Origin of the sequence: Aliiroseovarius sp. PrR006 (assembly GCF_010500215.1) — a bacterium.
Taxonomy (GTDB): Bacteria; Pseudomonadota; Alphaproteobacteria; order Rhodobacterales; family Rhodobacteraceae; genus Aliiroseovarius.
Genome location: NZ_JAAGOY010000007.1, coordinates 498,999 through 518,217, shown reverse-complemented (window position 1 = coordinate 518,217; position 19,219 = coordinate 498,999). Strand labels below are relative to the sequence as shown.

Here is a 19,219-nt window from a genome sequence, read left to right as displayed (position 1 = left end):
GCCTTAGCTCTCCATCGCGGCGATGGCGTCGGCTTTGGCCAGAATGGATTTTGCCGTCACAACATGCAGGTTCTCGACGATTTTACCATCCACAACCGCAACACCTTGGCCGGATGCTTCGGCTTCCTCGAAGGCTGCGATTTGGCGCTGGGCCAGATCAATCTCGGCTTCGGACGGGGCGAAGGCGGCGTTGGCAATCTCAAGCTGCGCGGGGTGGATCAGCGTCTTGCCGTCCATACCCATGTCGCGGCCCTGGTCGCATTCAGCCTTCAAGCCTTCTTCGTCTTTGAACGCGTTATAGACGCCATCGACGATCACAACGTCATGGGCCTTGGCGGCGATCAGGCACATATGCAGGCCGCCCATCATCGGCAGACGGTCGGCACGGAAGCGGGTGTTGAGTTCCTTCGCCAGATCGTTGGTGCCCATGACAAAGCCCTTCAGGCGAGGGTGGGCGGCGATCTCGGCGGCGTTCAGCATGCCGATCGGGGTCTCCATCATCGCCCAGAGGTCAACATCGGGGATCAGCGCGGCCAGTTCGTCCAGCTGTGCGGCCGAGCCGACCTTGGGCATCAGGATCGCGTCGATGTCTGCACCCACAAAGGCCTCCACATCGTCTTTACCCCATTCCGTGTCGAACCCGTTGATGCGGACGATCTTGGCGCGGTTGCCATAGCCGCCCTTGTCCAGCTCGGCTTTCAGGATGGCGCGGGCCTCGACCTTGGCGTCGGGGGCGACGGCATCCTCGAGGTCGAAAATGATCGCGTCAGCGGCAAGGCCGCGGGCTTTCTCCAGCGCACGCTCTTTCGAGCCGGGGATGTAGAGGACGGAACGATAGGGGCGTGTGGTCATGATTCTGTGTCTCCGCAATATTGTTGCGCAAGGGACCACATTTGCGCACCAATTCGCAAGGTAAACTTTGCCGCAATGCAGAAATTTTACGTAGGGTTCATGGTTGCGCCGACCTATGCGCGGCGCGTTAACCAGTTCTTTGGCCCATGGGCGCAGGCTTTTCACAGAGATGCCGAATGACGGGAGGGCCCACGGTTGGCCACTGATGCAATGGGATGCAGATCGGCACCAGAGTGAACACGGCCCTGATGCCGCCGGTGCGCCGGTTGGCCCGGCAGAGCGGCCCAACTGAAAGGACAGATCCATGAAACAGGACATTCTGGCCCTTGGACTTGGTGTCGGCGCAATCCTTCTGTCAGCCGGACAATTGCAGGCACAGGGTGCCGCCAAATGCGCCGAGCGTGCCCAAGTGATGCAACGCCTGACCGAGAGCTATGGCGAAACCCGGCAATCCATCGGACTTGCTGGCGACCGGCAGGTGGTCGAGGTCTTCGCCTCGGACGAGACCGGCACGTGGACGATCACTGTGACGATGCCCAATGGTATGACCTGCCTGGTCGCCGCAGGGCAGGGATACGAGCAACTCGATGACGAGCTGACCCCGGCGCGGCTGGGCGATCCGGTTTAGGTCAGACCTTCCCAGATCAGTTTCGTTCCGGTCAGGATCAGAAACAGATAGGTGAAGCCGAAAAACAGGCGCTCGGACATTTTGTGGTGCAAATGCACCCCGATCCAGACGCCCAGCACGGCAAAGGGGATCAGCAGAAGATCAGCCTTTGCCGTTTGCCATGTGAAGATCCCCAAGGCGAAATAGGGGACGAACTTCAGAAGGTTGATCGCCCAGAAGACGATGACGGTCGTGGCTTGGAAGGTGGTTTTGTCCAGCTTGCGTGACAAAAGATAGACCGCAGCGGGCGGGCCACCCGCATGACTGATGAAGCTGGTGAAGCCCGCGATGACGCCCCAAAAGGCGCCCAACCTGCCGGACATCGGGCGCGGGGCTGGTGGGATCAACCCGTTCGCGCGTGCCAGTTGGAACGCCACGAACCCCACGGCGATCAGTCCGATCAGCAGGCGAAACACATCCGGGTTGGCAATCGAATAGAGCGCCGCACCCAGCGCCACGCCCGGTACCGCCCCCAACACCAAAGCCCAGGCCGAGGGCGTATCCCACTTGCGCCAATAGGGTTTCAGTGCGGTCACATCCATCAACATCAGAAGCGGCAACATCAAGCCAATTGCGGCCCCCGGTTCCAGAATCAGCGCCAAGAGCGGGGTCGCCGCAAATGCGGCCCCCGACCCGAAGCCACCCTTGGAAATCCCTGCAAAAATTACTGCTGGGATGGCAAAGGCAAAGAAAGTGAGGTCCAGAACCTCGGGCATGTGACATCCTTCAAAAGTCTGGAAAATTGGCGCTTTAGCGCTATCGCGTGTCGCATTCTGTTGCAAGTCATCCGTGACGCCGCAGCGCAGCGCTCTTGCGCGAAAGGCACTTTCCGACTACGCATGCGCCCGAAAACAACTGATCGGAGATCACACTCATGGCCAGACCCAAGATTGCGCTTATCGGTAGCGGCATGATCGGTGGCACCCTTGCTCACCTCGCTGCACTGAAAGAAATGGGCGACGTTGTCCTCTTTGATATCGCGGACGGCATCCCCCAGGGTAAAGCACTCGACATCGCAGAAAGCGGCCCCGTTGAAGGGTTCGACGCAGCGCTGTCGGGCACCACGTCCTACGAAGATATTGCTGGCGCAGACGTCTGCATCGTTACCGCCGGTGTTCCGCGCAAGCCGGGCATGAGCCGCGATGACCTGCTGGGCATCAACCTGAAAGTCATGAAATCGGTTGGCGAAGGCATCAAAGAGCACGCCCCGAACGCATTCGTGATCTGCATCACCAACCCGCTGGACGCCATGGTTTGGGCTCTGCGCGAGTTCTCGGGCCTGCCGCACGAGAAAGTGGTCGGCATGGCTGGCGTTCTGGACTCGGCACGCTTCCGTCACTTCCTGTCGGTCGAATTCGACGTGTCCATGCGCGACGTCACCGCCTTCGTACTGGGCGGCCACGGCGACACCATGGTTCCGCTGACCCGTTACTCGACCGTTGGCGGCATCCCGCTGCCGGATCTGGTGAAAATGGGCTGGACCAGCCAAGAGAAACTGGACGCCATCGTTCAGCGCACCCGTGACGGTGGCGCCGAGATCGTTGGCCTGCTGAAAACCGGTTCGGCTTACTATGCCCCGGCTGCTTCGGCGATCGAAATGGCTCAGGCTTACCTGAACGACCAGAAGCGTCTGCTGCCTTGCGCCGCTTACGTTGATGGTGCCTATGGCCTGGACGGCTTCTATGTTGGTGTTCCGACCATCATCGGCGCCAACGGCATCGAGAAAGTCATCGACATCGAACTGAACAAAGACGAGCAAGCGATGTTCGACAAGTCGGTTGATGCGGTGAAGGGTCTGGTTGAAGCCTGTAAGGGCATCGACAGCTCGCTGGCATAAGCCCAGTATCAATACTGCTGACTAAGACGTTGCGCCGCTCACCTTGAGCGGCGCAATTTTTTTGCGTCTATTTGCGGATCTTCTTGATGATCTCGTCCAGCGCGGGCGCAAGGGGGGCGTCAAACTGTTCTGCCGAGAAATCGACCGCCACTTCGGGTGCAAGGGACGCCACGGTTTGTTCAAGGTGAAGCGGGCAGGTCAGAAGCGCGTCATGCGCCCGAAGCAGCTCCTGCTGCGTATCAGACAGCTGAAAGATTTCGGCATGAAGCGCGCGCCCCGTTGTCAAAGGATCGTTCGCGTTTATGACCCGCTCGATGCCGATCCGACGCCGGGTGTGAAGCGAGTGAAGCAGCGCCTTGCCTTGCGCCGCATAGCGCAGGGATTTGAGCAGCCAGTGGCGGGCCGTCATCCCGTCAAAGTGCAATATCCGTGTCTGTGCGGTGGTTTTGCCCGGTGAAGCCTTGCCGTGGAACTTCTCTTTGACGGCATGGATGCCGATGAACTTTTGCTGAGACAACCGCGCCATCGTCTTGCCTGACGCATGCCCCGAAAGCCCGCTTTGTAGATAGGCCTCGGAGGCGCCATAGGCTTGTTCACGCACCCAACGCGGTAGACCCGGTGCGCGGAACACACCGTCGAAAATTGCGCTTTCTGGTGCAGTCCAGACACGTTCCAGATTGGGGATATGCAGCCAGGTGTCGGCGCGGGAAAGGTCGGCCTCGATGCCGTCGGGCGCCCACAGAAACTCGTCCGCATCGGCATGCAAAAGCCAGTCTGTCTGCTGCCTTTGAGCCACCAGATTGGCGTTCAACGTTTGGCGCCGTGTCTGCCATGCTGGGCGTTTGCCAAGCTCGAAAGCGTTCCAATGGGCTGCGTCGCACAAGGTGACCTCCACACCGGGGATCGCCGCCAAGATAGGGGCGGCCGGATCATCGGGGTCGTCGAAGAATAGATGCACGGTCTGTGCACCAAGGCTCAGGTGATGGCACGCAAAGGCCAGAACAAGCGGCAGTGGTTCGCGCACGGTTGAGACTACGGACCAGCTATGTTCGGGCATTCAAGATCACTCGGGCAAAGGGCTATTCCATTTGCCACTGAGGCAGAGTTGCCAGCAATTGTAAAGCGATCGGTTCCCCGTTTACGTCGCTATCCGAAAGTCGAAAAGCGCGCGCGGTCGATCTGGCGTCGCTTGCGGTGAAAGAAGATTCGCAATCAAGCTGATTTGCTGAAATTTAATGATTTGTGATCACACATTTTAAGGTGTGATCACAAAAAACACAACTTCACCGGAAATTCGCCCAAAATTGCAAAAAACGTTTCGGCCTGCTGCTTCACCTGTGCATCTTGTCCAAGACCCAATGGACCAACTGGATAGGATGATTTCATGAACATTCATGAATACCAGGCGAAGGCCCTTCTGAAATCCTACGGCGCCCCCGTTTCGGACGGCCGCGTAGTATTGAAAGCAGAAGATGCTAAAACCGCCGCAGGTGAACTCGACGGACCGCTTTGGGTGGTCAAAGCCCAAATTCACGCAGGTGGCCGCGGCAAAGGTTCCTTCAAGGAAGCTGACGCTGGCGAAAAAGGCGGTGTGCGTCTGACCAAATCGGTCGAGGAAGCCGCTGAAGAAGCCAAGAAAATGCTGGGCCGCACCCTTGTGACCCACCAGACCGGCCCGGCCGGCAAGCAGGTGAACCGTATCTACATCGAAGCCGGTTCCGGCATCGAGCGTGAGCTGTATCTGGCTCTGCTGGTGGATCGCCAGACCTCGCGCATTTCGTTCGTTTGCTCGACCGAAGGCGGCATGGACATCGAGGAAGTGGCAGCCGCCACCCCCGAAAAGATCCTGAGCTTCTCGGTTGATCCGGCCACCGGATACCAAGCCTACCACGGCCGCCGCATCGCATTCTCGCTGGGCCTGGAAGGCGCTCAGGTGAAACAGTGTGTGGCACTGATGAGCCAGCTCTATAAAGCTTTCGTTGAGAAAGACATGGAGATGCTGGAGATCAACCCGCTGATCGTGACCGACAAAGGCGACCTGAAAGTTCTGGACGCCAAAGTTGGCTTCGACGGCAACGCCGTTTACCGCCACCCGGACATCGCCGAGCTGCGCGACGTCACCGAAGAAGACCCGAAAGAGCTGGAAGCGTCGAAATACGACCTGAACTACATTGCTCTGGACGGCGAAATCGGCTGCATGGTGAACGGTGCTGGTCTGGCAATGGCCACCATGGACATCATCAAGCTGTACGGTGCGGAACCGGCCAACTTCCTGGACGTAGGTGGCGGCGCCACCAAAGAGAAAGTGACCGAAGCCTTCAAGATCATCACCTCGGACCCGAACGTAAAGGGCATCCTTGTGAACATCTTCGGCGGCATCATGCGCTGTGACGTTATCGCCGAGGGCGTGGTTGCGGCCGTGAAAGAAGTGGGCCTGCAGGTTCCGCTGGTCGTGCGTCTGGAAGGTACCAACGTGGAAGCCGGTAAAGACATCATCAACAACTCGGACGTTGATGTGATCGCAGCCGACAACCTGTCGGACGGTGCAGAGAAAATCGTGAAAGCGGTGAAAGGCTAAGACAATGGCAGTTCTTATTGACGAAAATACCAAGGTCATCTGTCAGGGTCTGACCGGCTCGCAGGGTACCTTTCACTCGGAACAGGCCATTGCATATGGCACCAAAATGGTCGGCGGTGTAACGCCGGGCAAAGGTGGCCAGACGCATCTGGACCTGCCGATCTTCAATTCGGTTCACGAAGCCAAGCACGTCACCGAAGCCAACGCTTCCGTGATCTACGTGCCGCCGCCCTTCGCGGCAGACTCGATCCTGGAAGCGATCGACGCAGAGATGGAACTGATCGTCTGCATCACCGAAGGCATTCCGGTGCTGGACATGATGAAGGTACAGCGTGCTCTGGAAGGTTCGGCTTCGCGTCTTGTGGGCCCGAACTGCCCCGGCGTGATCACCCCCGGCGCCTGTAAAATCGGCATCATGCCCGGCCACATCCACCAGCGCGGCAGCGTTGGCGTTGTGTCGCGCTCGGGTACGCTGACCTATGAGGCTGTGAAACAGACCACCGATATCGGTCTGGGCCAGTCGACGGCTGTTGGCATCGGTGGCGACCCCATCAAAGGCACCGAGCATATCGACGTGCTGGACATGTTCCTGGACGACGACGAGACCCAGTCGATCATCATGATCGGTGAGATCGGTGGTTCGGCAGAAGAAGAAGCTGCTGAATTCCTGGCCGAACAGAAGAAGAAAGGTCGCTGGAAGCCAGTCGCTGGCTTCATTGCTGGCCGTACGGCACCTCCGGGCCGCCGCATGGGCCACGCTGGCGCGATTGTTGCCGGTGGTAAAGGCGGTGCCGAAGACAAGATCGAAGCCATGCGTTCTGCTGGTATCGTTGTTGCAGACAGCCCCGCCACGCTGGGCGAGGCCGTTCTGAAGGCAATCGGCTAATACTCTCATCGCGCGCCCCGATCCCTTGGGGCGCGCGTTTTCAAATTCTCAGGTGACCCAATGAACGACCAGAGCCCCAACGACATCTTCCACGCATCAAGCTTCATGCAAGGCCACAATGCCGAGTATCTAGAGCAGCTTTACGCCCAGTATGTGAAAGACCCCAGCGCGGTAGACGCCGCATGGCACGCGTTTTTCGCAGAGCTTGGGGATGACGCCCGCGACGTGACCGCCGAGGCCGCTGGCCCCAGCTGGGCGCGCGGTGACTGGCCTCCGATGCCGGATGGCGATCGGGTACATGCGCTGGACGGTCAATGGCCGGAAGCCCCGGAAGTGGAAGGCAAGGCAGCCGCCAAGAAGATCGAAGCGAAAGCCGCCGAGAAGGGCGTGTCGCTGTCCGATGATCAGGTGAAGCGCGCCGTGCTTGACAGTATCCGCGCGCTGATGCTGATCCGTGCCTATCGTATTCGTGGTCACCTTGTTGCGGATCTGGACCCGCTGGGCATGCAGAAAGTCACCCCGCATCCCGAGCTGGACCCCGCCTCCTATGGCTTCACTGATGCCGATATGGATCGCCCGATCTTCATCGACAATGTTCTGGGGCTGGAAGTCGCCTCGATCCGCCAGATTCTCGATATCGTGAAGCGCACCTATTGCGGGACCTTTGCGCTGCAATACATGCACATCTCGAACCCGGAAGAGGCCGGTTGGCTGAAAGAACGGATCGAAGGGTTCGACAAGGAAATCCGCTTTACGCAGGAAGGCCGTAAGGCGATCCTGAACAAGCTGGTCGAGGCCGAGGGCTTTGAGAAATTCCTGCACGTGAAATACATGGGCACCAAGCGTTTCGGCCTTGATGGCGGCGAAGCGCTGATCCCGGCGATGGAACAGATCATCAAGCGCGGTGGTCAGCTGGGCCTGAAAGACATCGTCATCGGCATGCCCCACCGTGGTCGCCTGTCGGTTCTGGCCAACGTGATGCAGAAGCCGTACCGCGCGATCTTCAACGAATTTCAGGGCGGCAGCTTTAAGCCGGATGAAGTCGACGGTTCTGGCGACGTGAAATACCACCTTGGCGCCTCGTCGGACCGCGAGTTTGACGACAACAAGGTCCACCTGTCGCTGACCGCGAACCCCTCGCACCTAGAGGCGGTGAACCCGGTTGTTCTGGGCAAGGTTCGCGCCAAGCAAGAACAGATGCATGACGAGGATCGTGATCAGGTTCTGCCGATCCTGCTGCACGGTGACGCGGCTTTTGCAGGTCAGGGTGTCGTGGCCGAAGGCTTCGGCCTGTCGGGTCTGGTCGGTCACAAGACCGGCGGTACAATGCATATCGTGGTGAACAACCAGATCGGCTTCACCACCGCGCCGCATTTCAGCCGTTCGTCGCCCTATCCGACGGACATCGCCCTGATGGTTGAGGCTCCGATCTTCCACGTGAATGGTGACGATCCGGAAGCCGTGGTGCACGCTGCCCGCGTCGCGACCGAGTTCCGTCAGAAGTTCCACAAAGACGTGGTTCTGGACATCTTCTGCTATCGCCGGTTTGGTCACAACGAAGGCGACGAGCCGATGTTCACCAACCCGATGATGTACAAGAACATCAAGAAGCATAAGACCACGCTGCAGCTGTATACCGAACGTCTGGTCAAGGATGGCCTGATCCCGGAAGGCGAGATCGAAGACATGAAAGCGGCCTTCCAGGCCCACATGAACAACGAGTTCGAAGCCGGAAAAGAGTATAAGCCCAACAAGGCTGACTGGCTGGATGGACGCTGGTCGCACCTTGATCGCAACAGCGACGAATATCAGCGCGGCAAGACCGAGATATCGACCGAGACCTTCAACGAGGTTGGTAAAGCCCTGTCGACCGCACCGGACAACTTCCCGATGCACAAGACCGTTGGCCGTCTTCTGGACACCAAGGCGAAGATGTTTGAAAGCGGCACCGGCTTTGACTGGGCGACGGCCGAGGCTCTGGCCTTTGGCTCGCTGCTGACTGAAGGTTTCCCGGTCCGTCTGGCCGGCCAGGACTGTACGCGCGGCACGTTCTCGCAGCGCCACTCGGGTCTGATCAACCAGGAAAACGAAGAGCGTTACTATCCGCTGAACAACATCCGCGAGGGTCAGGCCCACTACGAGGTCATCGACTCGATGCTGTCGGAATACGCGGTTCTGGGCTTTGAATATGGCTATTCGCTGGCCGAACCCAACGCGCTGGTGATGTGGGAAGCCCAGTTTGGCGACTTCGCTAACGGCGCACAGATTATGTTCGACCAGTTCATCTCGTCCGGTGAATCGAAATGGCTGCGGATGTCCGGTCTGACCGTCCTTCTGCCGCACGGTTTCGAAGGGCAGGGACCGGAACACAGCTCGGCCCGTCTGGAGCGTTTCCTGCAGATGTGTGGTGGCGACAACTGGATCGTTGCGAACTGCTCGACCCCGGCGAACTATTTCCACATCCTGCGCCGTCAGCTGCACCGTGGCTATCGTAAACCGCTGATCCTGATGACGCCGAAATCGCTTCTGCGCCACAAGCTTTGCGTGTCGGATGCCAAGGACTTCACCGAAGGTTCCAGCTTCCACCGCGTGCTGTGGGATGATGGCGATCGTGACAACGGCACCGGTCGTTCCGAGGCCAAGCTGGTCAAGGACGACAAGATCAAGCGCGTCGTCATGTGTTCGGGCAAGGTCTACTATGACCTGCTGGAAGAGCGTGACAAACGTGGCATCAACGACGTTTACATCCTGCGTCTTGAGCAGTTCTATCCGTTCCCGGCCATGTCCTGCGTCAAGGAACTGGAGCGCTTCAAGCAGGCGGAAATCGTCTGGTGTCAGGAAGAGCCGAAGAACCAGGGGTCCTGGTCCTTTGTTGAACCGAATATTGAATGGGTGCTGACCCGCATCGGCGCGGAACACACGCGTCCGGTCTATGCCGGTCGTCCGGCGGCAGCCTCGCCCGCAACGGGTCTGGCATCGACCCACAAAGCACAACAAGAAGCGCTGGTTGATGCTGCGCTGACTATTGAAGGGAAATAAACCATGAGCATTGAAGTACGTGTCCCCACGCTGGGCGAAAGCGTGACCGAAGCCACGGTCGCAACATGGTTCAAGAAACCCGGCGACGCCGTTGCCGTAGACGAGATGCTGTGCGAGCTGGAAACCGACAAGGTAACCGTCGAAGTGCCGTCGCCTGCCGCTGGTACGCTGGGCGAGATCGTCGCTGCCGAAGGTGAAACCGTTGGCGTTGACGCGCTGCTGGCCATGATCGGTGAAGGCGAAGGGGCTGCTCCGGCTCCTGCCGCTGCTGAGGCGGCTCCGGCTGCTGCGCCTGCGGGTGACGCTGGCCAAGCTGTGGACGTGATGGTGCCCAGCTTGGGCGAAAGCGTGTCGGAAGCCACCGTTTCGACCTGGTTCAAGCAAGTTGGCGACGCTGTTCAGCAAGACGAGATGCTGTGCGAGCTGGAAACCGACAAGGTATCGGTTGAAGTCCCGGCCCCCGCCGCTGGCGTTCTGGCCGAGATCCTGGCCCCCGAAGGCACCACCGTTGACGCGTCGGCCAAACTGGCCGTCTTGTCTTCCGGCGGTGCGGTAGCCGCCGCTCCGGCTGCTGCTCCTGCTGCAGCTGCTGCACCTGCGGCGGCTGGCAAGGACGTCGAAGACGCGCCCTCGGCCAAGAAAGCTATGGCAGAAGCTGGGCTGAACCCGGCTGACGTACAGGGTACCGGTCGCGATGGCCGCGTGATGAAGCACGACGTTGCTGCCGCTCTGGCCGCACCGAAAGCTGCTCCGGCCCCTGCTGCCGCTGCACCGCGTGCTGCCTCGAATGACCCGCGCGAAGAACGCGTGAAGATGACGCGTCTGCGTCAGACCATCGCGCGCCGTCTGAAAGACAGCCAGAACACCGCCGCCATGCTGACCACCTATAACGAGGTGGACATGACGGAAACGATGGCCCTGCGTAAGGAATACAAGGACCTGTTCGAGAAGAAACACGGCGTCCGTCTGGGCTTCATGTCCTTCTTCACCAAGGCCTGCTGCCACGCACTGAAAGAAGTGCCGGAAGTGAATGCCGAAATCGACGGCACCGACATCGTTTACAAGAACTTCGTGAACATGGGTATCGCCGCAGGTACGCCCACCGGTCTGGTTGTTCCGGTCATCAACGATGCCGACAGCATGTCCTTCGCTGAAATCGAGAAAGCCATCGCCGAAAAAGGCCACCGCGCCCGTGACGGTAAGCTCAGCATGGAAGAAATGCAGGGCGGCACCTTCACCATCTCGAACGGTGGTGTTTATGGCTCGCTGATGTCGTCGCCGATCCTGAACCCGCCGCAGTCGGGCATCCTTGGCATGCACAAGATTCAAGACCGCCCGATGGCGATCAACGGTCAGGTGGTGATCCGCCCGATGATGTATCTGGCGCTGAGCTATGACCACCGCATCGTTGACGGCAAAGGCGCCGTAACCTTCCTGGTGCGTGTGAAAGAAGCCCTGGAAGATCCGCGCCGCCTGCTGATGGACCTGTAAGCCAGGACCAAGTGAATGTCTGAAGGCACGCAACATGACCAAGAGCTCGACAATCAAGAGGTTGTCGAGCGCATCAAAGAGGAAGCGGATGGCGAGATCGACTTGATCTCGCAGACGCTGCCCTCGTTGAAAGGGCAGCTGATCAAATGGGCGGTTCGCTCGATCTTTGCCTATGGTCTTGCGCGGTCCGTCACGACATGGAAAGGCGGGCCTGATTGGCTCATGCCGGTCACATATCTGTATATCGTGATCTCGTTGCTTCTTGCCTTGGTTATCTGGTGGGTTTCCCGGTCCATGATCGAAAAGTCACGCCGCACGATTGCGCAGAAAACGGAAGATCTGCGTGTCGCGCTTGATGCTGAAGAAGGTGACGTTCGCTAAAGGGTGATTGATGTTTCGCCCCTGAACTAAAGGAACGAGAAACATGGTATACCATGAAGTAATCGTAATCGGCGGTGGGCAGCACAGAGATGCATACGCCTGTTACCGCGCTCAGCGAGGATTGTAAAAATGGCAACCCATGTACTCTGGCAAGCCGACGTGGCGGATTTCGACGCGTGGTATACCGTCTTCAAACAAGACCGTTTCAACCGCAAGGCCGTTGGGATCAAGGCGCTGCACGTCTGGCGTGACCCCGATCAGGACAATCACGCGGTCGCGCTTTTTCAGGTTCTGGACCTGGACCGGGCACGTGCCTTCTTCGACTCCGAAGAACTGGCCATGCATATGGAGCGTGACGGCGTCATCAATGTGAGTGTGAAGCTGCTGACCCCCGTCTAACGGGCGAACCGCAGCAACTTTCAACATCGAACGAATAGGCAAGTGCGCAGAAACTGCATTCGGCAAGCGCATGACGAACAAAGAAGGATAGTGAGATATGGCAGACTATGACGTAATCGTGATCGGCGGTGGCCCGGGCGGCTATGTATGCGCCATCCGTTGTGCCCAGCTGGGCCTGAAAACCGCATGTGTCGAAGGTCGCGAGACCCTGGGCGGTACATGTCTGAACGTGGGCTGTATCCCGTCGAAAGCGCTGCTGCACGCGTCGCACAGCCTGCACGAAGCCGAGCATAACTTCGCCAAGATGGGCCTGAAGGGCAAAAGCCCCTCGGTCGATTGGAAAGAGATGCTGGCCTACAAGGACGACGTCATTGGTCAGAACACCAAGGGCATCGAGTTTCTGTTCAAGAAGAACAAGGTTGACTGGCTGAAAGGCTGGGGCTCGATCCCGGCTGCTGGTCAGGTCAAGGTTGGTGACGAGGTTCACAACGCCAAGCACATCGTGATCGCGTCCGGTTCCGAGCCGTCGAGCCTGCCGGGGGTTGAAGTAGACGAGAAAGTCGTCGTGACCTCGACCGGTGCGCTTGAGCTGCCGAAGATCCCCAAGAAGATGGTTGTCATCGGCGCGGGCGTTATCGGTCTGGAAATGGGCTCGGTTTATGCGCGTCTGGGGTCGGAAGTGACTGTTGTTGAATTCCTCGACGACATCACGCCGGGTATGGACAAAGATATCCAGAAGACCTTCCAGCGCACGCTGAAAAAGCAGGGTCTGAACTTCATCATGGGTGCCGCCGTTCAGAACGTGGACGCCAAGAAGACCAAGGCGACCGTGAACTACAAACTGCGCAAAGATGACAGCGAGCATGCGATCGACGCCGATGTGGTGCTGGTTGCCACCGGCCGCCGTCCGTTCGTGGATGGTCTGGGGCTGGAAGCCGCTGGCGTGAAGATGACCGAACGCGGTCAGATTGCCACCGACCACTGGAAGACCTCGGTTCCCGGTATCTGGGCGATTGGCGACGTGACCGAAGGTCCGATGCTGGCACACAAAGCTGAAGACGAAGGCATGGCGGCGGCTGAAAGCATTGCCGGTCAGGCTGGGCACGTGAACTATGACGTGATCCCGGGTGTGATCTACACCTCGCCTGAGGTCGCCTCGGTCGGTAAGACCGAACAAGAGCTGAAAGAAGCGGGCGTTGACTACAAGGTTGGCAAGTTCAGCTTCATGGGCAATGGGCGTGCGAAGGCCGTCTTCCAAGGGGACGGGTTCGTGAAGATCCTAGCCGACAAAGCCACCGACCGCGTTCTGGGCGTCCACATTATGGGCCCGACCGCAGGCGAGCTGATCCACGAGGCCTGCGTGCTGATGGAATACGGTGGATCGGCTGAAGATCTGGCCCGCACCTGCCACGCCCACCCGACTTTCTCGGAAGCGGTGCGTGAGGCGGCTTTGGCTTGCGGAGATGGCGCGATCCACGCGTGATTGTAGATCATGGGAAATTCAAAAGCACGCCTTCGGGCGTGCTTTTTTGTATTTGGGGGTGATCAGCCCACCAGCATCTTAAGGCCCTGTGTCACGTCTGTGCGGACGGCCAGTCGAAGGGCTGGTTCGTCCCCGGCGGCGAGGGCGGACAGGATCATCCGGTGGTGGCGTTGCAGGTCGGTGCGCTGACCACTTGCATAGAGCGCGCGCATGGTGGGGCCAAGCTGCAGCCAGACGGTCTCGGCCATCGCAAGGATCGCCGGGGCCTGCGCGCGCAGATAGATCGTGCGGTGAAACTCCAGATTAGTACGCAGATAGCCGATGGCGTCCTGATTGGCGACGCATTCCGAGACGCGGGCGTTGATGGCCCGCAGGCGGTCGATCAGGGTCATGTGGGCGCGGGGCAGAGCGCGGGCCGCCAGTTCGGGCTCTAGAAGGGCGCGCAGGGCGGTCAGCTCTTCGATCCGTTCAGCGGTCAGGTCCGGCGCCGTCACGCGGCCTGAGCTTGAAAGGGTCAGCGCGCCTTCAGCGGCCAGCCTGCGCACGGCCTCGCGCGCTGGGGTCATCGAAACGTCGTAGTCGGCTCCGATGCCACGGATGGTCAGGCTTTCGCCGGGATCCAGCTCGCCATGCATAATACGGGTGCGTAGGTGGCGATAGACGCGTTCATGTGCGCTGGTGTTGTCGGATGTTGGGCGGATCTGGCTTTGCATACGCGTAATTGTGATCACAAAAGCCGGGTGGGTCAATCGCGAAAGCGATATCGATGCAGATCTGTCCCGTTGTCCTTCAACCATTTCCGAGGGGCTTGGTAGTTTGGAAAGATGGCTTCGACTTGTGCCCAGAACGCCCGTGAGTGGTCCATATGCACCAAATGTGCAACCTCGTGGGCGGCGACATAGTCCAGCACTTCGGGTGGGGCCATGATCAGCCGCCAAGAATAGCTCAGGTTCCCGCGAGAGCTGCATGATCCCCAGCGCGAACGTGTGTCGCGTAGCGTGATGCGCCCGTAGTTCCGCCCAACCTTCGCCGCATAGGTGTCGCTGGCGGTCACGAGCGCCGCACGGGCGGCTTCCTTCAGGAAGGCCTCGGCCCGGATCGCGTCGCGGTCGGGGGATTGTGGCGGCAGAAACATGCGATCGCCCACAATCTCGACCACCCGCGTCTGACCGCGCGCCAGCGTCACGCTCTGCCCACGAAAGGGCAGGGAGGAGCCAACACCCGGAATCTCGCTGGGTGCAGTCTGCGCCAGATGACCCCGGATCCACTCCAGACGCTCGGTGGCGAACCCGATGGCTTCATCCCTGTTAGCACCGTAAGGCGCAGTCAGCGTCACGCGTCCATCCAGCCGGGACACACGCAAAGACAGCCTGCGCGCGCGTTTCGAAGCCCGCAGTTCGACCTCGACTGGATCTGATGCCCCCAAGGTCACAGTGGAGCTTTCCGTTAGCCGATTGCGTGAATTTCGAAACAACATGCCCCTCAATGCGGCTTGAATCCGTCCAACGTCAACCCTTCGCTGCAAAAGGCTTTGACACCCTTGCAGCATTGTGGCAGTTGCCTGAAATCTCAGATGAGTCAGTATGAACGGAAAGGGTTTCAAATGCCCAAAGCTGAATGGGGCGTCAAACGTGTATGCCCGACAACCGGAAAACGCTTTTACGACCTGAACGCCGATCCGGTAGTCAGCCCCTATACGGGTGAGGTCGTGAACGTGGAGACCGGCAAAGGGTCGCGCACGATGGTTGCCGACAAAGAAGACAAAGCAGTCATGAAGGACGATCTGGTCGAAGACGCAGATGCCGTTCTGGAAGATGACGACGCATCCGATGTTGATCTGGGCGATGATGTTCTGGACGACGACGATGATGAAGAAGTGTCGCTGGACGAAATCGCGGACATGCCAGCGGACGACGACGAATAAGCGTCAAAGATTTTTTGCAAAGGCGCGCTTTTTGGGTTGAACCCCCTCGCGCCTTTGCATAAATACCGCGCACAGGCAGCAACATGGCTGTCACGGATGGGGCCTTAGCTCAGTTGGTAGAGCGCTTGCATGGCATGCAAGAGGTCAGCGGTTCGACCCCGCTAGGCTCCACCAAATCTCATTCCCAGATTTGGCAATGGTTAGAACCGGTTAGATGGTATCCGTCTACCGTTCGCGCATTGTGTCACCAGTTTGCATGCAGTCCTGTGTCACCTCTGTGTCACTCGGTTTGGGTGGCTAATGTGAAGAGAAACTCAAAACAGGAGTTTGTTGCGTCAGAGCCGCCCTATACGGCGCTGAAGTGTGCGAGCAACAGGTATGCACCGAAGCAAAACAAGGCGACACCCGCGACGCGTGCAAGACGTTGCCCCTGCGCTGTCAGTTTTTCAAGGGCGACATAGATTGCCAAGCCGGTGATCCAATACAGGTTCATGACCCCGCCCACGAATAACAGCGCCATAAGCGCCCAACAGCATCCTAGGCAGTAGGAGCCATGGTGTACCCCCATCAACAATGCGCCGGTTTTGCCTGTCCGGCGGTGTTTGGTTAGAAACTGCGCCGGGGACTGGCAGCGGCGTAGACATGCTTGCTTGAGAGATGTGAATTGATAGAGCCCTGCGCCGATCAGAACTATCCCAGCGATCAGCTGCGAGTTCAGCGTCATCATCTGCGGCGATATCAATCCCAGTGACTGCAACTTTGATTGTAGGGCCACCGCAAACGCACTGAATGCCGCCCAGGAAAGCAGGTACCCGAACAGAAAGAAAAGCGTGTATTGCGGGGTCGATTCGGGCTCGGCGCTGACACGTTTCATTGCTGAATATAGAAGAAGTGTTGGCGTGGCGCTGGGGGTCATCATGGCGATCATCATGACCCACCACATCAGGAAGGTCAGGGCGATATAGCCGATCGTCCATGTCGGTCCGGTCCCCATGGCCATCGGATTTCCTATTGGGCGGGCCATGCGTGTCATATCGATGGCCGACATCTGCATTCCGATCCCTAAGACAGTGTAGACTGCTGAAAACAGGACGATCAGGGCAACGGCGCTTAGCACAATTGCCCTGTCTGCACCCAGCAAGCGCTCTATTGCCCCGGGCCCATTTGGGTGGTTAAGATTATCCATGTTCGTCGACCTAGTGCCCGATCACTCCGGATCCGGTCAGGTTTAGCTTGGCGAAATGCGCATGGCTGTCACTTGTGCGCTCCAAAGCGATGGCGCCGCCGGAAATCGTTGTGCTGCCACTTGCGGCTTCCGCCACATCATATTCGAACCCCATGGGCAGATTGATCCGCGCCCGATGCGGTGTGCCTAGCACGATGTGAGGAATGGGTTTGGCGTTGAGTTCAAAAACACCATCGACTTTTGCACTTCCCGTCCGCTCATCCATATCCATGTCGACATTGATTGGTGCGGTTAACGTCTCGTGTTTTGTCGGCGCCATTTTCGAGTAAACGAACCACATGGTCGCCATTTCCTCGGTGTCTTCACCCTTGATGATCGCTTCCATGGCGGCCCGCTGGTCCTCCGATGCGTTCTCATCAACGATGATTTGCATCTGGCCGTTACCTTCGTGAATGGCCCCAGGCCATTTATAGACCGCAGCCGCACGTACACCATCCAGACTTGTGTCGCCGTAATGGCCTTTCTTGATGTCATAAACGATTGCGGCTTCACAGTAACCATCGGTCGGTAAGACGCTGAACTGACACGGACAACCGAAGTTACAATTGCAGTTTACTAGTTCTCTTCCCTCTATGCTCCACTGAGTCACGACTTAGTCCTCCCTAGCATTTGCTATAAGTGCTCGACGTCGTACCTCGGACGGTCGGAAGGGCTATGAACTCGTGAAATGGATTAATGGAAAGACCTTCCACCTTCGATCAGTGTATCACATCCTCTTCACTGAACCAAACTTCGGTGCTGGCATCCGTGCGGCTGTTTGCGATGCGACATGTGCCTGACATCGATTGCCGGGTAAGAGGGGAAGGAAGAAACCTATAGCAGCCGGCGAGACATTGATGGTGTCTGATCAGACCATCTTAGTCAGTCTTGGAAGGCGCCTGCGTTGCTGAAACCCGTCAGAATGGTGTCTAGATCCTGCTCCCGCGCGTAGGGATAGGTTTCGCGGACATAGTTTGTATCGAAGTCAGGTTGTAATTGCTTTAGTCGGGCAAGCGCGTCTTGTGCTGGCTCTTGTTCTCCGAAAAATCCGAAGGTGGATACGCATCTTTGCAGGCCTCTCGCATAGTCTGCTGAAATTGCAAAAAGCTGCCGGGCTGCATCAAGGGAAGCTTCGCGGTTTCCAAGAAACATTTCGCAGGTCGTGATGTCGCCGAGCACCGCCGCTCGACCGACATATGATGGGTCAAGTCGGAAGATGAAATACAGATGCTCGAGAGCTTCCTCAGGCTTGCCAATCCATTCAAGACTGCAACCACAGGCTTGACGTGCGATCGTTGCTGATGGGTTCAACCTGATCGCTTCCGAGCCATGGTAGGCACCGAGTTCATAGTTGTGATAGCCGAAGATGTTGACCAGACCCGAGAACGCGTGCGCTTCCCAGTTTTCCGGATCAATTTCGAGCGCGCGTTTGCAGAGTTCAAGCGCATTGGCATAGGAAACGGCTCGGTCCTCGACCCAACTTAGCAATCCCTCACGAAAGTGAACGCGCGCCTTCCGAGCAAGGGCCGGTGCGAAATCGGGTTGAATTTCCAAGGCCTTGTCCATCAATTCGACCTGCTCTTGGTTGCTTTCAATGGTTCCGTAGGCCTCGCCGCGTTTCCTGTCGATGTCATCTGCTTGGGCGAGCAGTTGCCATGGTCCAATCGACTTCGGGCGGGTTCTTTCAATACGCGTTGCCTCTGCGTGCGACAGCTGAGGTTCGATCTGCGCGACGATGGCTCGGCTGACTTCTTCTTGAAAGTTGAAGATGTCTTCCAGCGTGCCTTCAAACTGCTGGGACCAGAGAAGCCGCCCATTTTCAGTCTCACTCAGATCAACCGTAATTTTCAGTTTTCCACCCAGGCACCGGGTCGTTCCGGTAATGGCATAAACCGCTTTGACGAGTTCGGCTGCGGAGCGCAGATCCAACTCCTTTGCTGTCTTCCAGCCGATTGCCTCTGGCCCTATCACTGGGAAACGGCGCCAATAGCTAAGGGTTGTCTTAAGATCGGCGGCAAGACCGGCCGCGATCATCTCGTCATCAGGCGCATTGGATAGCGCCTCGAACGAGTACAGCAACACAGCGGGGCGTGACGCGAAAACAGGGGTTCCGTGCTCGTCAGGGTCTGCGCTTGGATCAGGCGCATTGGCGGACCGCGCCTCTCGAAGCCAATCCTCAAACCCTTCCGACTTTAGATCGAAGCCTTCAAGCAGTTCACCTTTTCTATCATTCTGCACAGCAACCAGATCCTGATCGAGCCAGACTGATTGCCTGTCGGTCGACAGCACCCCCTCGGGCAGATTTTTCCGAAGTTGCGACAGCTCTTGCCGTAATGACGCACGAGCTTGCTCTTCCAAACGATCGCTCCAAAGTAAGTCAGCAAGGCGTGTTCGCTCCGCTCGCATTCCGGGCTGCAGGCATAGATATGCCAACATTCCCTGTCCGCGCCGCGATAA

Annotated in this window: 18 protein-coding genes and 1 tRNA gene; 11 read left to right on the top strand and 8 right to left on the bottom strand. The window is 58.3% G+C overall.

The features are described 5' to 3' along the window. Positions 1 to 3: 3 nt before the first annotated feature. Positions 4 to 852: a CoA ester lyase gene (locus G0Q00_RS10985; protein WP_163039264.1), complete on the bottom strand. Its 849-nt coding sequence runs from the start codon at positions 850 to 852 to the stop codon at positions 4 to 6. Between the two features lie 304 nt (positions 853 to 1,156). On the opposite strand from G0Q00_RS10985, the gene G0Q00_RS10980 reads away from it, so the two are divergent. Further along, positions 1,157 to 1,480: a hypothetical protein gene (locus G0Q00_RS10980; protein WP_163039262.1), complete on the top strand. Its 324-nt coding sequence runs from the start codon at positions 1,157 to 1,159 to the stop codon at positions 1,478 to 1,480. Here G0Q00_RS10980 and G0Q00_RS10975 read toward each other — a convergent pair. Further along, positions 1,477 to 2,235, bottom strand: coding sequence for a sulfite exporter TauE/SafE family protein (locus G0Q00_RS10975; RefSeq protein ID WP_163039260.1), 759 nt, complete (start codon positions 2,233 to 2,235; stop codon positions 1,477 to 1,479). The genes G0Q00_RS10980 and G0Q00_RS10975 overlap by 4 nt on opposite strands. A 158-nt stretch (positions 2,236 to 2,393) precedes the next feature. On the opposite strand from G0Q00_RS10975, the gene mdh reads away from it, so the two are divergent. Beyond that, positions 2,394 to 3,356 carry a malate dehydrogenase gene (mdh, locus tag G0Q00_RS10970; protein WP_163039258.1) on the top strand — a complete coding sequence of 321 codons (963 nt, stop codon included), beginning with the start codon at positions 2,394 to 2,396 and terminating at the stop codon, positions 3,354 to 3,356. 67 nt (positions 3,357 to 3,423) lie between these two features. Here mdh and G0Q00_RS10965 read toward each other — a convergent pair whose 3' ends face one another. After that, a complete protein-coding gene (locus G0Q00_RS10965) occupies positions 3,424 to 4,413 on the bottom strand; it encodes a glycosyltransferase family 2 protein (protein ID WP_163039256.1) in 990 nt (329 codons plus the stop codon). Positions 4,414 to 4,740: 327 nt separating this feature from the next. On the opposite strand from G0Q00_RS10965, the gene sucC reads away from it, so the two are divergent. From sucC to lpdA, 7 genes are all read left to right on the top strand, one after another. Next, positions 4,741 to 5,934: an ADP-forming succinate--CoA ligase subunit beta gene (gene sucC, locus G0Q00_RS10960; protein WP_163039254.1), complete on the top strand. Its 1,194-nt coding sequence runs from the start codon at positions 4,741 to 4,743 to the stop codon at positions 5,932 to 5,934. Between the two features lie 4 nt (positions 5,935 to 5,938). Then, positions 5,939 to 6,820: a succinate--CoA ligase subunit alpha gene (gene sucD / locus G0Q00_RS10955; RefSeq protein ID WP_163039252.1), complete on the top strand. Its 882-nt coding sequence runs from the start codon at positions 5,939 to 5,941 to the stop codon at positions 6,818 to 6,820. Positions 6,821 to 6,880: 60 nt separating this feature from the next. Further along, positions 6,881 to 9,859, top strand: coding sequence for a 2-oxoglutarate dehydrogenase E1 component (locus G0Q00_RS10950; protein ID WP_163039250.1), 2,979 nt, complete (start codon positions 6,881 to 6,883; stop codon positions 9,857 to 9,859). A gap of 3 nt (positions 9,860 to 9,862) precedes the next feature. After that, complete coding sequence (gene odhB, locus G0Q00_RS10945; RefSeq protein WP_163039248.1) at positions 9,863 to 11,350, top strand: 2-oxoglutarate dehydrogenase complex dihydrolipoyllysine-residue succinyltransferase; 1,488 nt, start codon at positions 9,863 to 9,865, stop codon at positions 11,348 to 11,350. 15 nt (positions 11,351 to 11,365) lie between these two features. Next, on the top strand, positions 11,366 to 11,731 hold the full coding sequence (locus tag G0Q00_RS10940; RefSeq protein WP_163039246.1) for a hypothetical protein: 366 nt from the start codon (positions 11,366 to 11,368) through the stop codon (positions 11,729 to 11,731). Positions 11,732 to 11,860: 129 nt separating this feature from the next. Beyond that, positions 11,861 to 12,130 (top strand): hypothetical protein, encoded by a 270-nt coding sequence (locus G0Q00_RS10935; protein ID WP_163039244.1) that lies wholly within the window; start codon positions 11,861 to 11,863, stop codon positions 12,128 to 12,130. 97 nt (positions 12,131 to 12,227) lie between these two features. Next, on the top strand, positions 12,228 to 13,613 hold the full coding sequence (lpdA, locus tag G0Q00_RS10930) for a dihydrolipoyl dehydrogenase (RefSeq protein ID WP_163039242.1): 1,386 nt from the start codon (positions 12,228 to 12,230) through the stop codon (positions 13,611 to 13,613). A gap of 62 nt (positions 13,614 to 13,675) precedes the next feature. On the opposite strand, the gene G0Q00_RS10925 is transcribed toward lpdA, so the two are convergent. Then, positions 13,676 to 14,326 carry a GntR family transcriptional regulator gene (locus G0Q00_RS10925; RefSeq protein ID WP_163039240.1) on the bottom strand — a complete coding sequence of 217 codons (651 nt, stop codon included), beginning with the start codon at positions 14,324 to 14,326 and terminating at the stop codon, positions 13,676 to 13,678. Positions 14,327 to 14,358: 32 nt separating this feature from the next. Beyond that, positions 14,359 to 15,090, bottom strand: coding sequence for a M48 family metallopeptidase (locus tag G0Q00_RS10920; protein ID WP_163039238.1), 732 nt, complete (start codon positions 15,088 to 15,090; stop codon positions 14,359 to 14,361). A 126-nt stretch (positions 15,091 to 15,216) separates the two neighbouring features. Between G0Q00_RS10920 and G0Q00_RS10915 the strand changes: the two genes are divergently transcribed. Both G0Q00_RS10915 and G0Q00_RS10910 read left to right on the top strand, forming a co-directional pair. Next, positions 15,217 to 15,537: a TIGR02300 family protein gene (locus G0Q00_RS10915; protein WP_163039236.1), complete on the top strand. Its 321-nt coding sequence runs from the start codon at positions 15,217 to 15,219 to the stop codon at positions 15,535 to 15,537. A gap of 98 nt (positions 15,538 to 15,635) precedes the next feature. Further along, positions 15,636 to 15,711 (top strand) — tRNA-Ala (locus tag G0Q00_RS10910). A gap of 172 nt (positions 15,712 to 15,883) precedes the next feature. Here the strand turns inward: G0Q00_RS10910 and G0Q00_RS10905 are convergent. From G0Q00_RS10905 to G0Q00_RS10895, 3 genes are all read right to left on the bottom strand, one after another. Beyond that, positions 15,884 to 16,723, bottom strand: a complete 840-nt coding sequence (locus G0Q00_RS10905; protein ID WP_163039234.1) for a DUF2182 domain-containing protein — start codon at positions 16,721 to 16,723, stop codon at positions 15,884 to 15,886. 10 nt (positions 16,724 to 16,733) lie between these two features. After that, positions 16,734 to 17,372, bottom strand: coding sequence for a DUF1326 domain-containing protein (locus G0Q00_RS10900; RefSeq protein ID WP_163039232.1), 639 nt, complete (start codon positions 17,370 to 17,372; stop codon positions 16,734 to 16,736). A gap of 272 nt (positions 17,373 to 17,644) precedes the next feature. After that, on the bottom strand, positions 17,645 to 19,120 hold the full coding sequence (locus G0Q00_RS10895; protein WP_163039230.1) for a hypothetical protein: 1,476 nt from the start codon (positions 19,118 to 19,120) through the stop codon (positions 17,645 to 17,647). Positions 19,121 to 19,219 lie beyond the last annotated feature (99 nt).

Bases quoted from the DNA above. Each gene is read 5' to 3' on its own strand.
- G0Q00_RS10985 (WP_163039264.1), bottom strand. From the start codon at position 852: ATGACCACACGCCCCTATCGTTCCGTCCTCTACATCCCCGGCTCGAAA.
- G0Q00_RS10980 (WP_163039262.1), top strand. From the start codon at position 1,157: ATGAAACAGGACATTCTGGCCCTTGGACTTGGTGTCGGCGCAATCCTT.
- G0Q00_RS10975 (WP_163039260.1), bottom strand. From the start codon at position 2,235: ATGCCCGAGGTTCTGGACCTCACTTTCTTTGCCTTTGCCATCCCAGCA.
- mdh (WP_163039258.1), top strand. From the start codon at position 2,394: ATGGCCAGACCCAAGATTGCGCTTATCGGTAGCGGCATGATCGGTGGC.
- G0Q00_RS10965 (WP_163039256.1), bottom strand. From the start codon at position 4,413: ATGCCCGAACATAGCTGGTCCGTAGTCTCAACCGTGCGCGAACCACTG.
- sucC (WP_163039254.1), top strand. From the start codon at position 4,741: ATGAACATTCATGAATACCAGGCGAAGGCCCTTCTGAAATCCTACGGC.
- sucD (WP_163039252.1), top strand. From the start codon at position 5,939: ATGGCAGTTCTTATTGACGAAAATACCAAGGTCATCTGTCAGGGTCTG.
- G0Q00_RS10950 (WP_163039250.1), top strand. From the start codon at position 6,881: ATGAACGACCAGAGCCCCAACGACATCTTCCACGCATCAAGCTTCATG.
- odhB (WP_163039248.1), top strand. From the start codon at position 9,863: ATGAGCATTGAAGTACGTGTCCCCACGCTGGGCGAAAGCGTGACCGAA.
- G0Q00_RS10940 (WP_163039246.1), top strand. From the start codon at position 11,366: ATGTCTGAAGGCACGCAACATGACCAAGAGCTCGACAATCAAGAGGTT.
- G0Q00_RS10935 (WP_163039244.1), top strand. From the start codon at position 11,861: ATGGCAACCCATGTACTCTGGCAAGCCGACGTGGCGGATTTCGACGCG.
- lpdA (WP_163039242.1), top strand. From the start codon at position 12,228: ATGGCAGACTATGACGTAATCGTGATCGGCGGTGGCCCGGGCGGCTAT.
- G0Q00_RS10925 (WP_163039240.1), bottom strand. From the start codon at position 14,326: ATGCAAAGCCAGATCCGCCCAACATCCGACAACACCAGCGCACATGAA.
- G0Q00_RS10920 (WP_163039238.1), bottom strand. From the start codon at position 15,090: ATGTTGTTTCGAAATTCACGCAATCGGCTAACGGAAAGCTCCACTGTG.
- G0Q00_RS10915 (WP_163039236.1), top strand. From the start codon at position 15,217: ATGCCCAAAGCTGAATGGGGCGTCAAACGTGTATGCCCGACAACCGGA.
- G0Q00_RS10905 (WP_163039234.1), bottom strand. From the start codon at position 16,723: ATGGATAATCTTAACCACCCAAATGGGCCCGGGGCAATAGAGCGCTTG.